This window comes from Kitasatospora sp. NPDC023120 (assembly GCF_055560835.1).
Genome location: NZ_JBVHHY010000012.1, coordinates 196,114 through 213,187 on the forward strand (window position 1 = coordinate 196,114; position 17,074 = coordinate 213,187).

The 17,074-nt window shown below is 75.0% G+C and carries 20 protein-coding genes; 12 read left to right on the forward strand and 8 right to left on the reverse strand.

Features of this window, described 5'->3' with window-relative positions; all coding sequences use genetic code 11:
* Nucleotides 1–68: 68 nt before the first annotated feature.
* The 3 genes from ACZ3TI_RS19805 to ACZ3TI_RS19815 all read right to left on the reverse strand — a co-directional run bounded on the left by ACZ3TI_RS19805 (nt 69) and on the right by ACZ3TI_RS19815 (nt 3,290).
* Complete coding sequence (locus ACZ3TI_RS19805; RefSeq protein WP_465727806.1) at nt 69–1,034, reverse strand: SDR family NAD(P)-dependent oxidoreductase; 966 nt, start codon at nt 1,032–1,034, stop codon at nt 69–71.
* A gap of 125 nt (nt 1,035–1,159) precedes the next feature.
* The gene (locus ACZ3TI_RS19810; protein WP_465727808.1) at nt 1,160–2,152 is read right to left on the reverse strand and encodes a PHP domain-containing protein; all 993 of its coding nucleotides are present in this window, start codon (nt 2,150–2,152) and stop codon (nt 1,160–1,162) included.
* 13 nt (nt 2,153–2,165) lie between these two features.
* The gene (locus ACZ3TI_RS19815; protein ID WP_465727810.1) at nt 2,166–3,290 is read right to left on the reverse strand and encodes a carboxylate-amine ligase; all 1,125 of its coding nucleotides are present in this window, start codon (nt 3,288–3,290) and stop codon (nt 2,166–2,168) included.
* Between the two features lie 352 nt (nt 3,291–3,642).
* Between ACZ3TI_RS19815 and ACZ3TI_RS19820 the strand changes: the two genes are divergently transcribed.
* Nucleotides 3,643–4,215: an ATP-binding protein gene (locus tag ACZ3TI_RS19820; protein WP_465727812.1), complete on the forward strand. Its 573-nt coding sequence runs from the start codon at nt 3,643–3,645 to the stop codon at nt 4,213–4,215.
* A gap of 61 nt (nt 4,216–4,276) precedes the next feature.
* Here the strand turns inward: ACZ3TI_RS19820 and ACZ3TI_RS19825 are convergent, their stop codons facing one another.
* The gene (locus tag ACZ3TI_RS19825; protein ID WP_465727814.1) at nt 4,277–4,600 is read right to left on the reverse strand and encodes a plasmid stabilization protein; all 324 of its coding nucleotides are present in this window, start codon (nt 4,598–4,600) and stop codon (nt 4,277–4,279) included.
* A gap of 277 nt (nt 4,601–4,877) precedes the next feature.
* Between ACZ3TI_RS19825 and ACZ3TI_RS19830 the strand changes: the two genes are divergently transcribed.
* The 6 genes from ACZ3TI_RS19830 (at nt 4,878) to ACZ3TI_RS19855 (ending at nt 11,456) form a co-directional block, all read left to right on the forward strand.
* A complete protein-coding gene (locus ACZ3TI_RS19830; protein WP_465727816.1) occupies nt 4,878–5,798 on the forward strand; it encodes a SigB/SigF/SigG family RNA polymerase sigma factor in 921 nt (306 codons plus the stop codon).
* A gap of 97 nt (nt 5,799–5,895) precedes the next feature.
* Nucleotides 5,896–6,567 (forward strand): HAD family hydrolase, encoded by a 672-nt coding sequence (locus tag ACZ3TI_RS19835; RefSeq protein WP_465727818.1) that lies wholly within the window; start codon nt 5,896–5,898, stop codon nt 6,565–6,567.
* Between the two features lie 351 nt (nt 6,568–6,918).
* On the forward strand, nt 6,919–7,332 hold the full coding sequence (locus ACZ3TI_RS19840) for a nuclear transport factor 2 family protein (RefSeq protein ID WP_465727820.1): 414 nt from the start codon (nt 6,919–6,921) through the stop codon (nt 7,330–7,332).
* A 169-nt stretch (nt 7,333–7,501) separates the two neighbouring features.
* Nucleotides 7,502–7,855: an STAS domain-containing protein gene (locus ACZ3TI_RS19845; protein WP_465727822.1), complete on the forward strand. Its 354-nt coding sequence runs from the start codon at nt 7,502–7,504 to the stop codon at nt 7,853–7,855.
* A complete protein-coding gene (locus ACZ3TI_RS19850) occupies nt 7,848–10,352 on the forward strand; it encodes a SpoIIE family protein phosphatase (RefSeq protein ID WP_465727824.1) in 2,505 nt (834 codons plus the stop codon). The genes ACZ3TI_RS19845 and ACZ3TI_RS19850 overlap by 8 nt, the downstream gene beginning before the upstream one ends.
* Nucleotides 10,353–10,427: 75 nt before the next feature.
* Nucleotides 10,428–11,456, forward strand: a complete 1,029-nt coding sequence (locus ACZ3TI_RS19855) for an iron-containing redox enzyme family protein (RefSeq protein ID WP_465727826.1) — start codon at nt 10,428–10,430, stop codon at nt 11,454–11,456.
* Here the strand turns inward: ACZ3TI_RS19855 and ACZ3TI_RS19860 are convergent.
* The 4 genes from ACZ3TI_RS19860 to ACZ3TI_RS19875 all read right to left on the reverse strand — a co-directional run bounded on the left by ACZ3TI_RS19860 (nt 11,445) and on the right by ACZ3TI_RS19875 (nt 13,608).
* The gene (locus ACZ3TI_RS19860) at nt 11,445–11,681 is read right to left on the reverse strand and encodes a CDGSH iron-sulfur domain-containing protein (RefSeq protein WP_465727828.1); all 237 of its coding nucleotides are present in this window, start codon (nt 11,679–11,681) and stop codon (nt 11,445–11,447) included. The genes ACZ3TI_RS19855 and ACZ3TI_RS19860 overlap by 12 nt on opposite strands.
* On the reverse strand, nt 11,665–12,321 hold the full coding sequence (locus ACZ3TI_RS19865; protein ID WP_465727830.1) for a HemK2/MTQ2 family protein methyltransferase: 657 nt from the start codon (nt 12,319–12,321) through the stop codon (nt 11,665–11,667). Before ACZ3TI_RS19865 ends, ACZ3TI_RS19860 begins: the two co-directional genes overlap by 17 nt.
* A gap of 34 nt (nt 12,322–12,355) precedes the next feature.
* A complete protein-coding gene (locus tag ACZ3TI_RS19870) occupies nt 12,356–12,595 on the reverse strand; it encodes a hypothetical protein (protein WP_465727832.1) in 240 nt (79 codons plus the stop codon).
* Nucleotides 12,596–12,705: 110 nt separating this feature from the next.
* Nucleotides 12,706–13,608: a Rieske (2Fe-2S) protein gene (locus ACZ3TI_RS19875; protein WP_465727834.1), complete on the reverse strand. Its 903-nt coding sequence runs from the start codon at nt 13,606–13,608 to the stop codon at nt 12,706–12,708.
* A gap of 238 nt (nt 13,609–13,846) precedes the next feature.
* Between ACZ3TI_RS19875 and ACZ3TI_RS19880 the strand changes: the two genes are divergently transcribed.
* The 5 genes from ACZ3TI_RS19880 to ACZ3TI_RS19900 all read left to right on the forward strand — a co-directional run bounded on the left by ACZ3TI_RS19880 (nt 13,847) and on the right by ACZ3TI_RS19900 (nt 17,027).
* On the forward strand, nt 13,847–14,575 hold the full coding sequence (locus tag ACZ3TI_RS19880; protein WP_465727836.1) for a GAF and ANTAR domain-containing protein: 729 nt from the start codon (nt 13,847–13,849) through the stop codon (nt 14,573–14,575).
* 427 nt (nt 14,576–15,002) lie between these two features.
* The gene (locus ACZ3TI_RS19885) at nt 15,003–15,461 is read left to right on the forward strand and encodes an SRPBCC family protein (RefSeq protein ID WP_465727838.1); all 459 of its coding nucleotides are present in this window, start codon (nt 15,003–15,005) and stop codon (nt 15,459–15,461) included.
* A gap of 86 nt (nt 15,462–15,547) precedes the next feature.
* Nucleotides 15,548–15,970, forward strand: a complete 423-nt coding sequence (locus ACZ3TI_RS19890) for a hypothetical protein (RefSeq protein ID WP_465727840.1) — start codon at nt 15,548–15,550, stop codon at nt 15,968–15,970.
* Between the two features lie 70 nt (nt 15,971–16,040).
* The gene (locus ACZ3TI_RS19895; RefSeq protein WP_465727842.1) at nt 16,041–16,253 is read left to right on the forward strand and encodes a DUF6296 family protein; all 213 of its coding nucleotides are present in this window, start codon (nt 16,041–16,043) and stop codon (nt 16,251–16,253) included.
* 201 nt (nt 16,254–16,454) lie between these two features.
* Nucleotides 16,455–17,027, forward strand: coding sequence for a DJ-1/PfpI/YhbO family deglycase/protease (locus ACZ3TI_RS19900; protein WP_465727844.1), 573 nt, complete (start codon nt 16,455–16,457; stop codon nt 17,025–17,027).
* Nucleotides 17,028–17,074: the final 47 nt, after the last annotated feature.

Below are 17,074 nucleotides of genomic sequence, written 5' to 3' on the forward strand. Positions count from 1 at the left end.
TCGTCGTCGGGCGGCGGGCGCAGGTGGCGGAGGACCTCGTCGGTCGTGCCCGGCACCGGGCACCTCCCTCAGGACGCCGTGGGCTCGTTGTGGGCCCGGCCCGCCCGGCGCCCCAGGACCGTCAGCCGGTGGACCGGGCCGCCGCGCGGTTGCCGGGCCGCAGCCCGGACACCGGGCACGCCGTGCTCCGGCGCCGCGCCGGCCGACGGCAGCAGGCGCGCTTGCAGCCCCAGCAGCCGGCCCGTGGTGGCGGGCGCGATCCCGTGGGCGAGGACGGCGGCCTTGGCGAGCGGGGTCAGCACCAGCTCGCGCCGGCCGGACTCCACGGCCCGGACGATCCGCCGTGCGGCCCGCTCGGCGTCCATCGACACCAGCGGCAGCGACGCGGCGGTGGCGAACCAGGCGTACTCGCGCCCGACCTGTCCGGCGAACTCGGCGGCGGTGTGCGAGCCGGTGCGCATCAGCCCCGGCAGCACCGTCGTCACCCGGATCCCGTACGGCGCCAGCTCCGCACCGAGCCCCTCGGAGAGGCCGGTCAGCGCGAACTTGGCCACCACGTACGGCAACAGGTGCGGCGCCGCGATCCGGCCGCCGATCGAGGTGACCATGACGATCGAGCCCGCGCCACGGGTCCGCATCGAGGGCAGCACCGCCTGGACCAGCCGCAGCGGGGCCATCGTCATCAGCTCGTGCGCCCGTCGGAAGTCCTGCTCCTGCATCGCCGCGACCGGTCCCACCTGGATCAGTCCGGCGTTGTTGACCAGGAGGTCCACCTCGGCGCCGAAGCGGTCCCGGACCGCCGTGAGCAGCCGGGCCGGTGCCTCCGGGTCCACCAGGTCGCAGGCGGTCGCGGCGACCTCGCCGGGGCGGTCGCGCAGCCCCCGCACCGCCCGTTCCAGGCCGATCTCGTCCCGGGCGGTGAGCATCACGCGGCAACCGCGGTCCGCGAGTTCGCCCGCGATCAGCAGGCCCAGCCCGCGGGAGGATCCGGTCACCAGGGCCGTGCGTCCGGTCAGGGCACCCTTGTCGTGCATCGCGGCGCGACCTCCTCGGTCGGGGACGATCGGATGCCGGGCGTCTGTCCGTCGGCGCCCGGTCGAAACGCACCCCCGACCAGGGCCGGGCAGCCTGCTTGGCCCTGTCGTCAAAGGCATCACGATCAGGGGCGGGCCCAGGCGAGGAGGCGTTCGCGTGGCCAGGTGGTGACCAGCCGCTCGGCTCCGAGGCCGAATCGGGCCGCCCGGGCGTACCCGGAGGTGAACCAGTGCAACTGCTCGGGTGCGTGGGCGTCGGTGTCGACGGCGAACAGGCAGTCCGCTTCGACGGCCAGGCGCAGCAGGTCGTCGGGCGGATCGCGGCGCTCGGGGCGGCAGTTGATCTCCACCGCCGTCGCGGAGGCGGCGCAGGCGGTGAAGACGGCCTCGGCGTCGAAGCGGGACGGCGGGCGGCCGCGCCCGGTCACGATCCGCCCGGTGCAGTGCCCGAGGACGTTGGTGCGCGGGTCGCGGACCGCCGCCAGCATCCGGGCGGTCATCGGTTCCGGGTCGGAGCGCAGCTTCGAGTGGACGGAGGCCACCACCAGGTCGAGCCGCCCGAGCAGCTCCGGTTCCTGGTCGAGGGAGCCGTCCTCGAGGATGTCGCATTCGATCCCGGTCAGCAGCCGGAACGGGCTCCCCGACGCGTTCCAGGCCGCGACCGCGTCGAGTTGACGGCGCAGCCGTTCGGGGCTGAGGCCGTGGGCGATCGTCAGCCGGGGTGAGTGGTCGGTGAGTACGGCCCAGTGGTGTCCGAGGGCGCGGGCGGCCTCGGCCATCTCCTCGAAGGGGTGGCCCCCGTCCGACCAGTCGGAGTGCAGGTGGCAGTCGCCCCGGACCGAGGACAGCAGCTGCCACGCGGCGGACGCGGCGGGCCCCGCCTCGGCCTCCAGCCGGGCGAGGTACGGCGGTGTCGCGCCGGTGGAGGCCTGCGCGATGACCTCGGAGGTCACCGGCCCGACGCCGTGCAGCCGCCGGGCCCGGGCAGCGTCCACCGGGCCGGGCGGCAGGTCGCGGACCGCGTCGGCGGCGGTGTGGAACGCCCGGACCCGGTAGGGCGAGGCGCCGTTCCACTCCAGGAGGAAGGCGATCCGCCGCAGTGCTTCCGCCGGGTCCACGGCCGCGACCGCCTCAGGGCACCGCGAGGGTGAGTGCCGCGAGGTCGTCGACCACGGCGGTGAGTCGGCCGTGGCGGCGCAGGGAGCGCCGCTGGCGGTCGGCGCCGGTGCCGTGCCGGTGGATCCGGGTGAGGGCGGTCTCGACCGCGGTCAGGTCGCCGGCGGCAGCCAGGCCGGGGGTGGCCCGTTCGAGGAGGCGGTCGGCCAGCGCAGCCATCGGGGCGTGCCGTCCGGTGAACGGGTCGACGCCGTCCCCGGACAGCCCGCTGCGGGCGGCCTGCCAGTGGGCGGCGCGGACCAGCCCGGCCGGGCAGGCCGGGGCCGGTCGGCCCTCGTCGATCTCCTCCAGCAGGACGGTGGTGAGTCCGCGCAGCAGCGCCGCGAGCAGCAGGACGGTCCGAAGGTCCGCGTTGACGTCGGCGACCCGCACCTCCAGCGTCGGGACGTGCTCCGACGGCCGGGCGTACCAGTAGACCATCCGTCGGTCGAGCAGCACGCCGGTCCGCACCAGGTCGGCCACCAGGGCCTCGTACTGCTTCTCGTCCAGTAGCGGGGCCGGGCCGACGGTGGGCCAGCGCGCCCACCGGACGGTGCGCCAGCTCGCGTAGCCGCTGTCCCGGCCGTCCGTGAAGGGGGAGTTGACCGCGATCGCCTGGACGACCGGCAGCCAGGGGCGCAGGTGGTTGCCCAGCGCCAGCGCCCGTCCGCGGCTCACCGTGCCCAGGTGGACGTGGCAGCCGCAGAGCGCGCCGGCGTAGCCGTCGACCACGCCCTCGTAGCGGGCCGCCATCGTCCGGTAGCGCGGATCGTCGGTGACCCGGCCCGGCCGCCGGTCCCGTAGCACCGGTGTTCCCGAGGCGATCAGCAGGCAGTCCGCCCCGGCCGCCGCGGCGGCGACCACCGAGCGTAGGCGGACCAGTTCGGCCCGCAGTTCGGCGAGCCGGGTGGTCGGCCGGGTGCACACCTCGACCTGGACGGCGAAGAACTCGGCCTGCACCTGCTCGCCCAGCTTACTCCTTGCGTCGGCGATGACCTGCGGCGCGCGTTCCGCGGGCAGCCGTGTGCGCCGGTCGACCAGCAGGAACTCCTCCTCCACCCCGACGGTGGGCAGGGCAGGCTGTGGGGTGGTCCCGGGCACCGCGGCTCACCGCCCCGGGGAGGGCGGGGCGACTCTGGTGCCCCGGAGGTCGTGGGATCCGGGCCCGGGGCGGTGAGCCGCGGTACGGGGGCCCGGAAACGGGTGGATCCGCATGGCGGGCGTCTTGCCGGGCGAGCGGTGTCGAAACGTCATGGTGCCTGTAAGAAGGGCGTGTGTAGGAGTGGCCGGCCCGGGCAGACGCGCGGCATGGACGACGACCGGGCGGCCCGTCCTACCACGCCGGGGACGGACCCGCCACCGCTCCCGCCCGAGGGCGTACCCGCTGGTCGACAGCCACCACTGCACCGGCCGGGCGGCCCCGGCGCACCGGAACCTGGGTGAGGGGGAGGGCATGGACCGATTCGGAAGCACATCGCTGCCGGGGCCCGTCGGAACGCCGGACGCCGAGGTGACCAGGCGGTTCCTCTTCCGTGCCGCGGACGCGGGCAGCAGTGGCGCCGTGTGGCGCAGCCGCGCGTTCAGCCGACAGGTACTGGAGTCCTGGCACTGGCTGCCGGCCCTCGACGAGGAGCGGCGGCTGGTGGTGGAGGACGTCCTGCTGATGGTCTCCGAGCTGGTCACCAACGCCTTCCTGCACGCCCCCGGCGGCCCGCGCGAGCTGCGGCTGCGCTGGAACGGCGAGCGGCTGAGGGTCGAGGTCGCGGACGACGGACCGGAGCACCCGCGGCTGCGCCCGGGCGGCGACCGCGGCCGCCCCGGGGGGTACGGCCTGCGGGTGGTGCAGCGGCTGGCCCGCGCCTGGGGCTCGAAGCCCGACAACGGCGGCAAACTGGTCTGGCTGGAAGTGCCGTCCCCGCTCGCCAGGGTCGACCACTGCGGTTCGCGGGCACCGGACTCGCGGGAACCGAAGGGACCGAGGGATCGTCACGGCGGCGGCACCGCGGCAGGGACCGGAGCCGGGTAGGCGGCCCCGGTCCCTGCCGCGGTGCCGTTCATCGTGGCCGCGGTGCCGTTCATCGTGCCGTTCATCGGCCGAGGGCGCTCGCCAGTTCGCCCTTGTTCATCTTCGAACGGCCCTTGATGTTGCGGTGCTTCGCCTCGTTGTACAGCTGGTCGTAGGTCGGTCCCTGGGAGCCGCTGTGCGAGCGCTTGCCGCCGCGGTGACCGGAGGACACGTCCCTGGTCGAGGTACGGCTGGCGGTCTCCGACTCGCCGTGGCGGGCGCGTTCCTTGTTCACCGTACGGGCCGCTATCTCCTTGGCCCGCTTCTCGCTCTCACCGCGGTCGAGCGCGCTCTCCTTGATGTGCTCGTACTGGCGCTCCCGCTTGGGGCTGGATCCTCGGGGCATGACCGCCTCTCCTCTCGTGGCGAACGGTGTTGCCACGGCGCGGCTACCCGGCCGAAACGGAAGAAAACGGACTAAACATGAATTCAATGTCGCATGTCGGGTAGAACGCTCATGCGGCGGTCGCGATCGGATCCGACCGTCCAGCACCCGACCGGGTGCCACCGGGACCGCGCTTGAAGAAGCCGGGCACAGGTCCTGGGGGAAGAAGCCCCGACAGCGTGCGGGTTCGCACCGCACGCGCCACCGGGCGATCACCCCGTTGCCCAGGAGACATCACGTGTCCATTCGAATGGAGACATCCCACTGGGATGCCGTCGTACCGCCTGACCAGCAGCCCGATCTTCCGCCCGACATCCCGCCCAGGCCCACCGAGGCCGAGCTGCGGGCGATGGGCAAGACCGAGGCACGGGAACTGAGCGACGCGCTGTTCGAGCGCCTGGCCGGCCTCGCCCGCGAGAGCCACGCCTACAGCTACGTCCGCGGCACGATCATCGAGCTCAACATGCCGCTGGTGCGCTTCATCGCCGCCCGGTTCCGGCACCGCGCCGAGGACATGGACGACATCGTCCAGGTCGGCACCATCGGCCTGATCAAGGCCGTCGACGGTTACGACCCGCAGCGCGGCGTCGAGTTCGTCACGTACGCGATACCGACCATCGCCGGCGAGATCAAGCGGTTCTTCCGCGACACCTCCTGGCCGGTTCGGGTGCCGCGCAGCATGCAGGAGCTGTACCTGACCGTCGCCCGCGGCTCCGACCGGCTGGAGCAGGAGCTCGGCCGGCTGCCCCACCCCGGGGAGATCGCCGAGGGCCTGCACCTCACGGTCGAACAGGCCACCGAGGGCCTGATGGCCGGGCGGGTCTACCGCCCCAACTCCCTGGACGCCCTGCGCGACCAGGACACCGACGAGACCGGCAGCGCCCTGCTCGACCGGCTCGGCAGCTGCGACCCCGGCATCGAACTCGCCGACTTCCGCACCGCCGTCCGCCCGCTGATCGCCGAGCTGCCACGCCGGGAACAGACCGTCCTCAAGCTCCGGTTCTGGGACGGCTTCACCCAGTCCCAGATCGCCGACCGGATCGGCGTCTCCCAGATGCACGTCTCCCGGCTGCTCTCCGCGACCCTGCAGCACCTGCGCGAGCGGCTCGACGACGCCGACGCCTCCGGCTGGCACGAGGAACCCGAGGAACCGGCCTGAGCCCGCCGACCGGCGCGGCACCCGGGCGGGCGCCCGTACGGACCGCCCGCGGTGCCCGTCGTCGGCCGACCGGCCGAGCCGACCGAAGGAGGACCAGGTGACCACCACCGCGACGGCGCTGTTCGACGTCGACGGGACCCTGCTCGACACTTCCTACCTGCACGCCCTCGCCTGGTGGGAGGCCCTGCGGCAGTACGACCGGACCGTACCCGCCGCGCGGGTCCACCGGGCCGTCGGCATGGGCGCGGACCAACTGCTCGACCACCTGCTCGGCGAGGACCGCGACCGGGACGACGACGAGGCGATCGCCGCCGCCCACGACGCCCTCTACGCCGCCCACTGGCCGGTGATCACGCCGCTGCCCGGCGCGGCCGACCTGCTCCGCGCCTGCGCCGGGCGCGGCCACCGGATCGTCCTGGCCAGCTCCGCCTCCGAGCGGGAACTGACCGTGCTGCGCCGGGTGCTGGACGCCGACGACGTGATCGAGGCCGCCACCACCGCGGACGACGTGGCCGCCACCAAGCCCGCGCCGGACCTCGTCCGGGCCGCCCTGGACCGCGCGGGCGCCGAGCCCACGGACGCTGTGTTCGTCGGGGACACGGTCTGGGACGTCGTCGCCGCCGACCGCGCCGGCGTGCCCTGCGTCGCTGTGGAGAGCGGCGGCTTCTCCGCGCAGGAACTCCTCGGCGCCGGCGCCGCCGAGGTCCACCGCGACACCGCCGAACTGCTGGCGGACCTCGACCGCAGCCTGCTCGCCGGGCCGGGCTGAGGGCCGTCGGCCCGGTACCCGCCGCGCCCCGCACGGTGGCCGCCCGTCTCGACGAGCGACCGCCGTGCGGCGTGAAGTCCGCCTGCGGCGTGCGGGTGCGCAACGTGGCACAACCTGTCATCGGCCGGGCCTTCGCCGTCTACGGGCTGCACGCACCGGCCGACGACTCCTCCGGCCCCAGCCCACGTGGTGCCGCTCCTGGGACTTCAGGCTGACCGGTCGGCCGGGACCACGAGGTTCCATCCCGCCAACGGCGCACTGCGATGGCGGTCGATCGCGACGCCCCCGAGGCTTGACGCCACGGGCGTAGCGGTCTGTCCGTGTCAGAGCGACTGGGCAAGGGAGACGGCAGTGCTGGCCGAACGGCTTCGCCAGGCGATCAATGCGCACGATCTGGACGCGTTCACGTCGTGCTTCGCCTTCGACTATCAGAGCAGGCAACCCGCCCATCCGGCCCGGGCGTTCAGCGGCCGCGAGCAGGTGGGCGAGAACTGGTCGGCGTTGTTCCGCGAGGTGCCCGACATCCAGGCGGAACTGCTGGGAACGGCAGTGACCGGAGGCGTCGAGTGGGCCGAGTGGCACTGGCATGGAACCCGGCTGGACGGCTCCGTCCTCGACATGAGAGGAGTGACCGTCATGGGTGTTCAGGCTGGGTCCGTGGCATGGGGGCGGCTCTACATGGAGGAGACGGAGCAGACCGACGAGGGCATCGACGAGACGGTGAGGCGGCTGGCGGGTGCGCCGGCCGAAAAGGGACGAGCTTGATGTAGCCGGAGGATGCCTCGTGTGAGTCCGGCACTGCCCCTGTCAAGTCGGCGCTGATCGACACGCTGATCGCCGCGTCCCGCGCTTTTGCGGGCCGATCTCCTGAAGGCGCGGACGTCGCGGAAGGGGACGACGCTCTAGCCTTGAGGGGGAGCCCGGTGGAGGGGTGGTGGCCGGGCCGAGCGCCGAGGGCGGTCCGATGAACGACTTCGTGGTGGCCAACGGCTGGACGGTGGTACCGCTCAGCGGGGACCTCGACGACTTCGCGGCCCGCGAGGTGCGGCGCCTGTTCGATGCGCTCGCGGACGACGGCGCCACCCGGGTGGTCGTGGACCTCACCGCCGTCGGCTTCGTGGACTCCACCGGCCTGAACGTGCTGTTGGGAGCCGCCCGGCGGGCCCGCCGGGGCCAGGGAGCGCTCAGGCTGGCGGGGGCGGCGCCGAGGGTGCGGGACGTGGTGGAACTGAGCGGGGTGGCGGCAGTGCTGCCGCTCTACCCGGACGTGGCGGCGGCCTGTGCTTGAGGACCGGAACGTCGAGCGCCGGAGCAGCGGGCGCCGGAGCACCGACGGCCGGAGCGCCGAGGAGGCGGCCGTGCTGCGGGAGGCCGTCGACCGGCTGCGCGCCGAGGCGGAGGGCCTGCGGCGGGCGATGCGCACCCGAGGGGTCATCGAGCAGGCGAAGGGGATGCTCGCCGAGCGGCTGGACTGCACACCGGACGAGGCCTTCGGCCACTTGGTGCGGCTCTCCCAGGACAGCAACCGCCGGCTCGCGGAGATCGCCGCCGGACTGGTCGGCCTCGCGGCGCCGCTCGTGGACGCCCCGGACGAGGACGTCCCGGCTGAGGAGCCCCGGGCCGAGGGGCCCCCGACCGACGAGGCTCTGGCGGAGGATTCCGCGAGGCCCGGAGATCCCCCGCCCCCGAAGCCGCCCGTCCCGGCTCCCGTCCTGCCCGGCACCGGCCCGGCCTCGCCCGTCCCCGGTCTGTCCGCACGCTTCCACCTGGCGGCCTCCGCCCTGGCCAGCGCCGACTCGCCCGATGACCTGGCGCGGCTCGCTTACGAGGTGGCCCTGGCACCGCTCGGCGTCATCGCCGTGGTGTTGGCGCGGCTGGAGCCCGACGGCGCGCTGCTGCTGGTCGGCAGTCACGGGGTGGAGCCCCGCCGGGTCAGCCAGTGGCAGCGCATCCCGCCGGAGACAGGCGTGCCGCTGGCCCTCGCCGCGCACGGCGGCGGCCTGGTCTGGGAGTTCGACTCCCAGCTCCCGGGCGGCCGCGCCCCCGACACCGGGCGGATCGTCCCGGGCCGCAGCGTGTGCGCCGTACCGCTGCACCGCGGTGACCGGATCGTCGGGGCGATGAGCCTGGGCTGGGAGGTACCGCCCGCCCGGGCCCGCGCGGCGACCCGGTACGTCGACGCCCTGGCCGGGCTGGTCGCCGGCCACCTGCTGCGGTTCTCCGCCCCGGACGGCGACGAGCCGGGGCTGGCCGTCCCGGGCGGCGAGCACTGGTTCCGGGCCGTGCTGGACGCCGTGTTCGACCCCGTCCTGGTGCTCTCGGCCGTGCGGGAGGGCCCGGCCGGCGGCGCGGCGCAGCGCGGGATCACCGACCTGCGGGTGCGCTACGCCAACGCGGCGACCGGGACGGACCCGCGGGTCGGCCGGCGGCTCAGCGAGCTTCACCCGGGGCTGGTCACCACGGGGACCTTCGCCCGGATCGTGGCGGTCGCGGCGACCGGGGTCGGCTACCAGGGCCGGTCGGAGGACTTCACCGACACGGTGCCCGGCCGGGTCCTGGCCGTCCGGGCGGAGCCCTTCCTCGACGGTGTGCTGCTCACCTGGCGGCCCGCGGACGGCGCCGCCGAGCGGGTGGCCCGGCTCGGTGAGGTGCAGCGGATGGCGGGGGTGGGCAGCATCGCCTGGACGGTCGGACGGCCGCCGGAGCTGTCGGCGGAGGCCCTGCGGCTGCTCGGGCTCGACCCCGAGCGCGCGGATCCGGTCAGCCCGGTCGAGGCCCTGGCGCGGGTGCACCCCGACGACCGCCCGGCCCTGCGGCTGCTGGTCCGCCGCCTGCTGGCCGGGCGGAGGATGGCCGCCCTGGAGTTCGACGTCGGCCGGGCGGGCGGAACCTCCCGGACCCTCCGGCTGATCGCGGAGGCCATGGACGACGCCGGCACGGGCCGTCCGTACGCGATCCGCGGGGTCCTCCAGGACGTCACCCGGCGGCACCGGAGCGAGCAGGCCCTGGCGGAGACCCGGGCGCGGCTCGCCGCGCAGCGGCGCAGGGCCGCTGCCGAACACCGGACCGCGCGGGCCCTGCAGAACGCGCTGCTGGCCGTACCCGGTGAGCCGGATCCGCCCACCGCCGTCCTGGAGCACTCCGCACGCTACCTGCCCGCGACGGAGCGTCCCCGGATAGGCAGGGACTGGTACGACCTGGCGGGCCTGCCGGACGGCCGGATCCTGCTGGCCGTCGGTGACGTCAGCGGTCACGGGCTGGCCGCCGCCGTGGGCATGGCGGAGCTCCGGCACGCGCTGCGCGGGCTCTGCTACACCGGGACGGGGCCGGCGGAGATGCTCGACCGGCTCAACGCGATGCTCTGCCACCAGGGCGGCCACCGGATCGCCAGCGTGCTGTGCGGCCTGCTCGACCCGACGTCGGCGACGCTCACCTGGAGCGCGGCCGGGCACTCGCCGCCCGCCGTGCTGCGGGGCGACACCGCCGTCCTCGCCGAGGGCCCCACCGGCACCGTCCTCGGTGCGCTGCCGGAGACCCGCTGCCACGACGCCGTGCTGCCGCTGGAGCCGGGGAACGAGACCGTGCTGCTGTGGACGGACGGACTGCTGAACCGCCGCGACGACGGCACCGTCCGCCCGGACCGGCTGCTGCGGGCGGCCGCGGAGTGCGGCGACCGCGACCCGGCGGACTGCCTCGACCGGATCGCCGCCCGCCTCGGCGGCCCCAACCCCGCCGACGACAGCTGCCTGCTGGCCGTCCGGCTCCGTCGGTGCCCGCCGCGTTAGCGGCCGCGTCCGACGGGCACCCGCCAGGGCGGACCGGGCTGACCGGACGCACGGTGCTGCGAGGAGGTGGAGCGCATGGACGGGCATGAGCGGAACGGCGACGACCGGCCGGCGGAGGAGGCGACGGGCGGTCCGCCCGCCCCGCGCGGGCCTCTGTCGGCGGCGGTGCTCGGCCTGGTGACCGCCGGGCCGCCGGGTGCCGGACGACTGCTCGCGCCGCCCGGCCCCTTCACCCACCCCTGGAGCGAGGACCACCAGCTCGCCCTGTACCTCTGCTACGAGCTCCACGACCGGGGCCTGCCCGGGATCGCCCCCGGCTGGGAGTGGGAACCCGAACTCCTGGCGCTGCGAAGGTCGTTGGAACGCCCGTTCCTCGCCGAGGTGCGTGCGGAGGCGGAGCCCGCGGCACCGCTCGGGGAGGCACTGGAGCGCCTGCTCACGGAGCCGCCGGACGGCACCGGGCCCTCGCACTTCCTGCTGGCCGAGGGCGAGCTCCGGCACGCCCGCGAGTACCTGGTGCACCGCTCGCTCTACCACCTCAAGGAGGCGGACCCGCAGCTGTGGATGCTTCCGAGGATCCACGGCTCCGCGCAGGCGGCGCTGATGGCGGTCCTCTACGACGAGTACGGCGCCGGGCGGCCGGAACGCGCCCACCGCGTGCTGTTCGCCCGGATGATGACCGCCTTCGGCCTGGACCCCGGCTACCGGCACTATCTGGACCTGGTGCCCGCGCCGACCCTGGCGGTGGTCAACCTGATGACGCTCTTCGGTCTGCACCGGGCGCTGCGCGCCGCCGCGGTCGGGCAGTTCGCCGCCATCGAGATCACCTCCTCGCCCGGCTCGGCCCGGCTGGCCGCGGCACTGGAGCGGCTCGGCGCTGGCCCGGACGGCACCCTCTTCTACCGCGAGCACGTCGAGGCGGACGCCGTCCACGAGCAGCTGGTGCGCCGAGGGGTGATCGAGGAACTGGTCGCCGCCGAGCCGGAGTCCGCGAAGGACGTGGCGTTCGGCATCGCCGCCGCGCAGGTCGTGGACGGCCGCTTCGCGGACCACCTGCTCGACCGCTGGCGCAGCGGGTTGACCTCCCTGCGCTCACCCCTCTGAGCCCCGCCGGTCCGAGCCCCGCCGGGGTCCGCCGCGCCGGCGGTGACTGGTGTCGCAGAACGGGTACGTCCGGCTCCGGCGGCACGCGCACAGCGCCACCACCGGTCGCTCCGAGACCCGCACCGTCCCGTCCGGCAGGACCACCTCCACCGGACCCTCGACCAGCAGCGGCCCGCCCGGCACGACGACCACCCTGGTCGGCTCCCGGTCAGCCCTCCCGGACACCGCGCACCACCACCAGTTCCTCCTCCCGTTCGCCCGGCCGGATCAGCCCGCGCCGCTCGAACAGGGCGGCCCGCGCGGTCATCACCGGCCCGAACACCTGCCGCCGCCGGGCCGCCACCTCCGTCCGCAGCCCCGCCCCGCGCAGCAGCGCCAGGGTGGCGGGGACGTCCGCGAGCGAGGACTGCACCAGCAGCAGCACACCACCGGCGGCGAGAAGGCCGGGAGCCGTCCGGCAGATCCGGTCGAGCACCAGCCGCCCGTCCGGCCCGGCGTCCCAGGCCAGTGCCGCGCCGCAGCCGGCGGCGCCCGCGGCGGGGTCGACCGGCACGTACGGGGGGTTGGCGGTGATCAGGTCGAACCGCTCGCCGGCCACCGGGGCCAGCAGGTCGCCCCGGCGCAGCCGGATCCGGCGACGGTGCAGCCGGGTGTTGCACCAGGCGGTCACGACGGCGCGGGCGGACACGTCGACCGCGGTCACCCGGGCCCCGGTGCGCGCCGCGACCAGCGCGACCGCTCCCGTACCGGTGCAGAGGTCGAGCACCTCGGCGGAGGCGTCCAGGTGCTCCCGGCGGACGCACGAGGCCAGCAACCGGGTGTCCCCCTGCGGCGGGTAGACGCCGGGCGGTCGGAGCAGCAGCATGGCGAGCAGCTTTCCGCAGGTCTCGTCGGCACCGTCAGGCCCGGGCCGGCAGCGCCCGGTAGATGCGGCGGTGGCACATGTCCAGCCACTGGCGCTCGGCGGCGCGCCGGACCAGATCGTCCGGCAGGTGCCGCACCGGGTCGCGGGCGCTCAGGGCGGCCAGGTGCCGGACGTAGCCGTGCCCGGCGGGGACGGCCGCCACCCGGATCCCGGTGCGGTGCCGGCGTGCCGGCTCGGCGGCGCGCGGCGGGAGATCGGGGACGACGGCGGTCATGGTTCCTCCTGGGGTGCTCCCGCGCGGCTGCCCCCGGCCACGAGGGTGAAACGCCGCCCGGGTACGGCCGGAGGCGGTGGTGCCGCTGCCCGCTGCCCGCTGACGGCCGGTCAGCCGGCCCCGGGCAGCCGCACCTCCAGGTGGCCCGAGAGCACCCGGGTCTCCAGCACCGGCTGCGGTGCGGTGGCCGGGCCGTGCACCACCTGGCCGTCCCGCAGCCGGAACTCGCTGCCGTGCCACGGGCAGCGCAGGCAGCCGTCGGCGACGGTTCCCTCGGACAGTGGCCCGGACAGGTGGGCGCAGCGCTCGGCGAGCACGTCGCAGCGCTCGCCGTCGCGGACCACGACCACGGCCAGCTCGCCGGCCGACCGGCGCACCGCCTGCCCGCTCGGGAAGTCCTCCAGCGGGCCGAGGGCGACCCAGTCGGGCGGTGCCAAGCGGGGCACCGCGGCGGCCCGGTCGGGCCCGGCGGCCAGCCGGTAGGAGAGGTGCCCGCCGAGCGCGGCCGCGGCGGAGACGGCGGTCAGCCCGGCCAGGCCGAGCAGTCGGCCCCGGGCGCGGTGCCCCCGGCAGCGGGCCAGCAGCGACCCGCCGTACAGCAGCACCGCGGCGGTGTTGGAGAGCCCGTGAACCAGCCCGGTGCGGCGGCGCGGCGGATCGAGCCGGGCCCAGTCCACCCAGCCGGCGAGCGCGGCGGGTCCGGCGGTCAGCAGCCCGGCCGCCACCAGGGTGCCGGCCGACCTGCGCCCGCCCGGGGTGAAGTCCAGCAGGGCTGCCGAGGTCCAGCAGCCCAGCGGGAGCTGGACCAGCGCCGGGTGGAGCGGGTGGCCCAGCCACACGCCGTGCAGGGCGTCGCGGTACGGGCCCAGCGGGAGGGCCTGCACCGCGTCGGCGACCGGCCCGGCCGGGGCGTCCAGGAAGTCCCAGTGCTCGGGCGCCTCCAGCAGACCGCGCAGCCGGCGGGACCAGCGGTGGGTGTGCAGCGGTGAGGTGTTCATGCGCGAGGTGTTCATACCGGGCGGCTAGCCGGGTGGCGGTCGGCCAAACCCCGGAGCCGGGTGTGTGATCCGGCGATCCGGGTAGACGCGCGAAGGGTGGCCGGACCCGTTGACGCCCGTCCGCCCGTCCGCCCGTCCGGCCGTTCCGCCCTATACCGCGGTGATCACGCTGCGGCACGAGCCGAGCGGGTTGCCGGAACGGGCGACCACCGAGCGGCGGTGGCAGGAGACGGAAGAACAACGAGGCGCGGACATGGCCGATCTGACGCGGATCGCGCAGATCGTGGCCGAGGCCGTCAACGGCCCGGGCCGCCACGTGCTGCCCGAGCGGCTCTGCCTCGCCTGCGTCGAGGCGCTGGCCGCCGACGCCACCGCGATCACCCTGATGGCCGACACCGGACACCGCGCCGGGGTCTGGGCCGGCGACGAACGGGCCCGGCGGATGGAGGAGCGGCAGTTCAGCCTCGGCGAGGGACCGAGCGTGGACGCCTTCCGCACCCGGCGCCCGGTGGAGGTCGCCGACCTGCGCTCCCCGGACGAGGTGCGCTGGCCGGTCCTGGTGGTCGACCTCGCCTCGACCGCCCAGGCCCGCCCGGAACTGCGCAGCGTCTACGCCACCCCGCTGCACCTCGGCACCACCGGCATCGGCGTCCTGAGCCTCTACCGCGTGCGACCGGGTCTCCCGGACCCGGAGGAGGCCGCCGATGTCCAGGTCGCCGCGACCAGCGTGACCCTCGCGATCGTCGGCTCCTTCCTGGCGCCTGCCGGCGGGCAGTCCGCCCGGCGGTGGCTGGACGACCCGCCGCTCGACGGCGTCGAGGTGGACCAGGCGGTCGGCATGGTCGGGGTGCAGCTGGGGGTGTCCGCCGGGGAGGCCCTCGACCGGCTGCGCGCCCACGCCTTCGCCCGAGGACGGGAGATCGACGAGGTCGCGCACGACGTGGTGGAGCGGCGACTGCGGTTCACCGAGGAGGACCGATGACGGATGACCGGCGCAATGTCTCGGGCGTCGCCTTGCCCCGTGGGGAGAGGGAGGCCGTCATGACGCGCGAGGCCAGGGTGAACGAGGCGTTCGCCGGGCTCACCGGGACCCTGGTCGCACCCGGCTACGACACCGTCGAGTTCCTGCACCGGCTCACCGAGGTCTGCCGGCGCTCAGCGGCGCGTCCGGCGCCGGTCCCGTCGTCGCGGACCGCCGCGGCGAGCTGCGTGACGTGGCTTACTCCAGCGACCGGGTGCGCCGACTGGAGGCCCTGCAGATCGCGGAGGGTGAGGGGCCCTGCCTGGACTGCCACCGGGCCCCGCCCGGTCGTGCCCGAGCGGCTTCCCGGCGGTTACCCCGCAGCTCGCGGGGCAGACGCGCGGTCGGCCGGGAAACACCCGGCCGGTTCCCATCGAGGAGGCCCCGAATGAGCATGGTGAAGGAGTCGGTCGACGTCGAAGTCCCGCTGCACACCGCCTACAACCAGTGGACCCAGTTCGAGGAGTTCCCGCGGTTCATGGAGGGCGTCGAGTCGGTGACCCAACTGGACGACCGCCACAACCACTGGCGCACCAGCATCGGCGGCGTCAGCCGCGAGTTCGACACCGAGATCGTCGACCAGCTGCCGGACGAGCGAATCGCCTGGCGGACCATGGACGGCGACGTGGACCAGAAGGGCGTGGTCACCTTCCAGCGGCTCGACGAGGGACGTACCCGCGTCAACATGGCCATCGACTTCCGGCCCGAGGGCATGGTCGAGAAGGCCGGCGACGCGATGGGCGTGGTCGACCGGCGGGTGAAGGGCGACCTGAAGCGGTTCAAGGAGTTCATCGAGCACCGAGGCACGGAGGAGGGCGGCTGGCGCGGGCGGATCAGCCCGAGCTGAGCGCGCTCCGGCACGTCCGGCGGCTCCGACCCCGACGGGTCGGAGCCGCACCGGTTCGCCCCGGCCGGTCGGGGTAGGCGCGCGGCATGGAGGACATCGGACCCCCGGCGGACGAACCCGTCGGCGACGACGCGGAATCGCTGGACCTGTGCGACCAGTGCGGGCAGGCCGTCTCGAACGCGGACCTGCTCAGCGCCCTGGTGCCGGACTCCTCCGCGCTGCACCCCACCGACCCGGGCCTGGACGGCAAACGGGTGCTCATGGCGTGTTCCGTGGAGCACCTGGCCGCCCTGATCGAGGACTACCGCCACCGCCCGTTCGTCCCCGAGGAGGTCTGGGCCGGCAAGGTCTGCCGGGCGCTCGCGGAGTACGACGAGCCCGTTCCGATCAGCGTGGTCGCCCGGCTGAGCGGCCTGTCCGAGCACCAGGCGGTACAGGGCGTGGAGTGGCACAACGCCCGTGCCCGGGAGTGGCAGGAGCGCTTCGGCGACGACGGGGACGGCCGCTGACGACGGGGGCGGCCGCTGACAACGGGGCGATCACTGACGGAACGATCACCGAACGGAACGAGGAGGAGCGATGAGCACCGCGAAACGCTACCGCCTGGTCGCGACCGACCCCTACCGCGAGATCCTGCTCACGGGCACCGGCGCGATGGGCGGGGACGGGACGGAGGTCTACGTGGACGATTCCGGCGCCGTCCGGGTCGAGATCGACGGCGCGGGCGAGGTCCGGAGGATCACCACGGCACTCGACCTGGGCCGCCCGGTCCTCGCCGAACCCCTGGAGTGAGCGGACCCCCGGAGTGACGGGATAGCGGACGGGACGGGCCTGCTCCAGGCCCGTCCCGCCGCCGCGCGGCTACCCGGATCGGGACCGCGGCAACCCGGCATCCGCCACGGCGATCCGGCATGGTCGCGGGACCACCGGGTACCCGCGACGTCCGGGGTGCGCCCGCCGTGCCCGCCCTGACCCCGCCCCCCAGGAGGAGACATGACCCGGCAGACCAAGGTCCTGGCGATCGTCACGAACTACGGCGTCGAGCAGGACGAACTCCTCGTTCCCGTCCGGCACTTGCGCGACAACGGTGCGCAGGTCGACATCGCCGCGCCGGACCGCGAGGACATCCGCACGCTCGTCCGGGACAAGGAGCCCGGCGAGACGGTACGACCGACCCACACCCTCGACGAGGTCGACGCCTCGGAGTACGACCTGCTGCTCATCCCCGGCGGCACGATCAACGCCGACACCCTCAGGCTCCGCCCGGCGGCCGTCGAGACGGTGCTGGCCTTCACCAAGAACGGCCGCCCCGTCGCCGCCATCTGCCACGGGCCGTGGCTGCTGGCGGAGGCGGGCGTCGCGTACGGCAAGCGGCTCACCTCCTTCCCCTCGCTGCGCACCGACCTCGCCAACGCCGGTGCGACCTGGGCGGACGAGCCGATGGTCAGCGATGACGCCAACGACTGGCGGCTGGTCACCTCCCGCAACCCGGACGACCTCGAGCACTTCCTGCGCGGCATCGACAGCGCGCTGCGCACGAGGGCCGAGACCGTCGGTGCGCGCTGACCGGCTCGGGCGTCGGAACCCGTCCCGACGGCCTCCATCCCGTCGGC

What these genes read in the sequence shown, in the direction of transcription:
- ACZ3TI_RS19805 (WP_465727806.1), bottom strand. Translation starts at nt 1,034, where the DNA reads ATGCACGACAAGGGTGCCCTGACCGGACGCACGGCCCTGGTGACCGGA.
- ACZ3TI_RS19820 (WP_465727812.1), top strand. Translation starts at nt 3,643, where the DNA reads ATGGACCGATTCGGAAGCACATCGCTGCCGGGGCCCGTCGGAACGCCG.
- ACZ3TI_RS19825 (WP_465727814.1), bottom strand. Translation starts at nt 4,600, where the DNA reads ATGCCCCGAGGATCCAGCCCCAAGCGGGAGCGCCAGTACGAGCACATC.
- ACZ3TI_RS19855 (WP_465727826.1), top strand. Translation starts at nt 10,428, where the DNA reads ATGGACGGGCATGAGCGGAACGGCGACGACCGGCCGGCGGAGGAGGCG.
- ACZ3TI_RS19865 (WP_465727830.1), bottom strand. Translation starts at nt 12,321, where the DNA reads ATGCTGCTGCTCCGACCGCCCGGCGTCTACCCGCCGCAGGGGGACACC.
- ACZ3TI_RS19870 (WP_465727832.1), bottom strand. Translation starts at nt 12,595, where the DNA reads ATGACCGCCGTCGTCCCCGATCTCCCGCCGCGCGCCGCCGAGCCGGCA.
- ACZ3TI_RS19875 (WP_465727834.1), bottom strand. Translation starts at nt 13,608, where the DNA reads ATGAACACCTCGCGCATGAACACCTCACCGCTGCACACCCACCGCTGG.
- ACZ3TI_RS19880 (WP_465727836.1), top strand. Translation starts at nt 13,847, where the DNA reads ATGGCCGATCTGACGCGGATCGCGCAGATCGTGGCCGAGGCCGTCAAC.
- ACZ3TI_RS19885 (WP_465727838.1), top strand. Translation starts at nt 15,003, where the DNA reads ATGAGCATGGTGAAGGAGTCGGTCGACGTCGAAGTCCCGCTGCACACC.
- ACZ3TI_RS19890 (WP_465727840.1), top strand. Translation starts at nt 15,548, where the DNA reads ATGGAGGACATCGGACCCCCGGCGGACGAACCCGTCGGCGACGACGCG.
- ACZ3TI_RS19895 (WP_465727842.1), top strand. Translation starts at nt 16,041, where the DNA reads ATGAGCACCGCGAAACGCTACCGCCTGGTCGCGACCGACCCCTACCGC.
- ACZ3TI_RS19900 (WP_465727844.1), top strand. Translation starts at nt 16,455, where the DNA reads ATGACCCGGCAGACCAAGGTCCTGGCGATCGTCACGAACTACGGCGTC.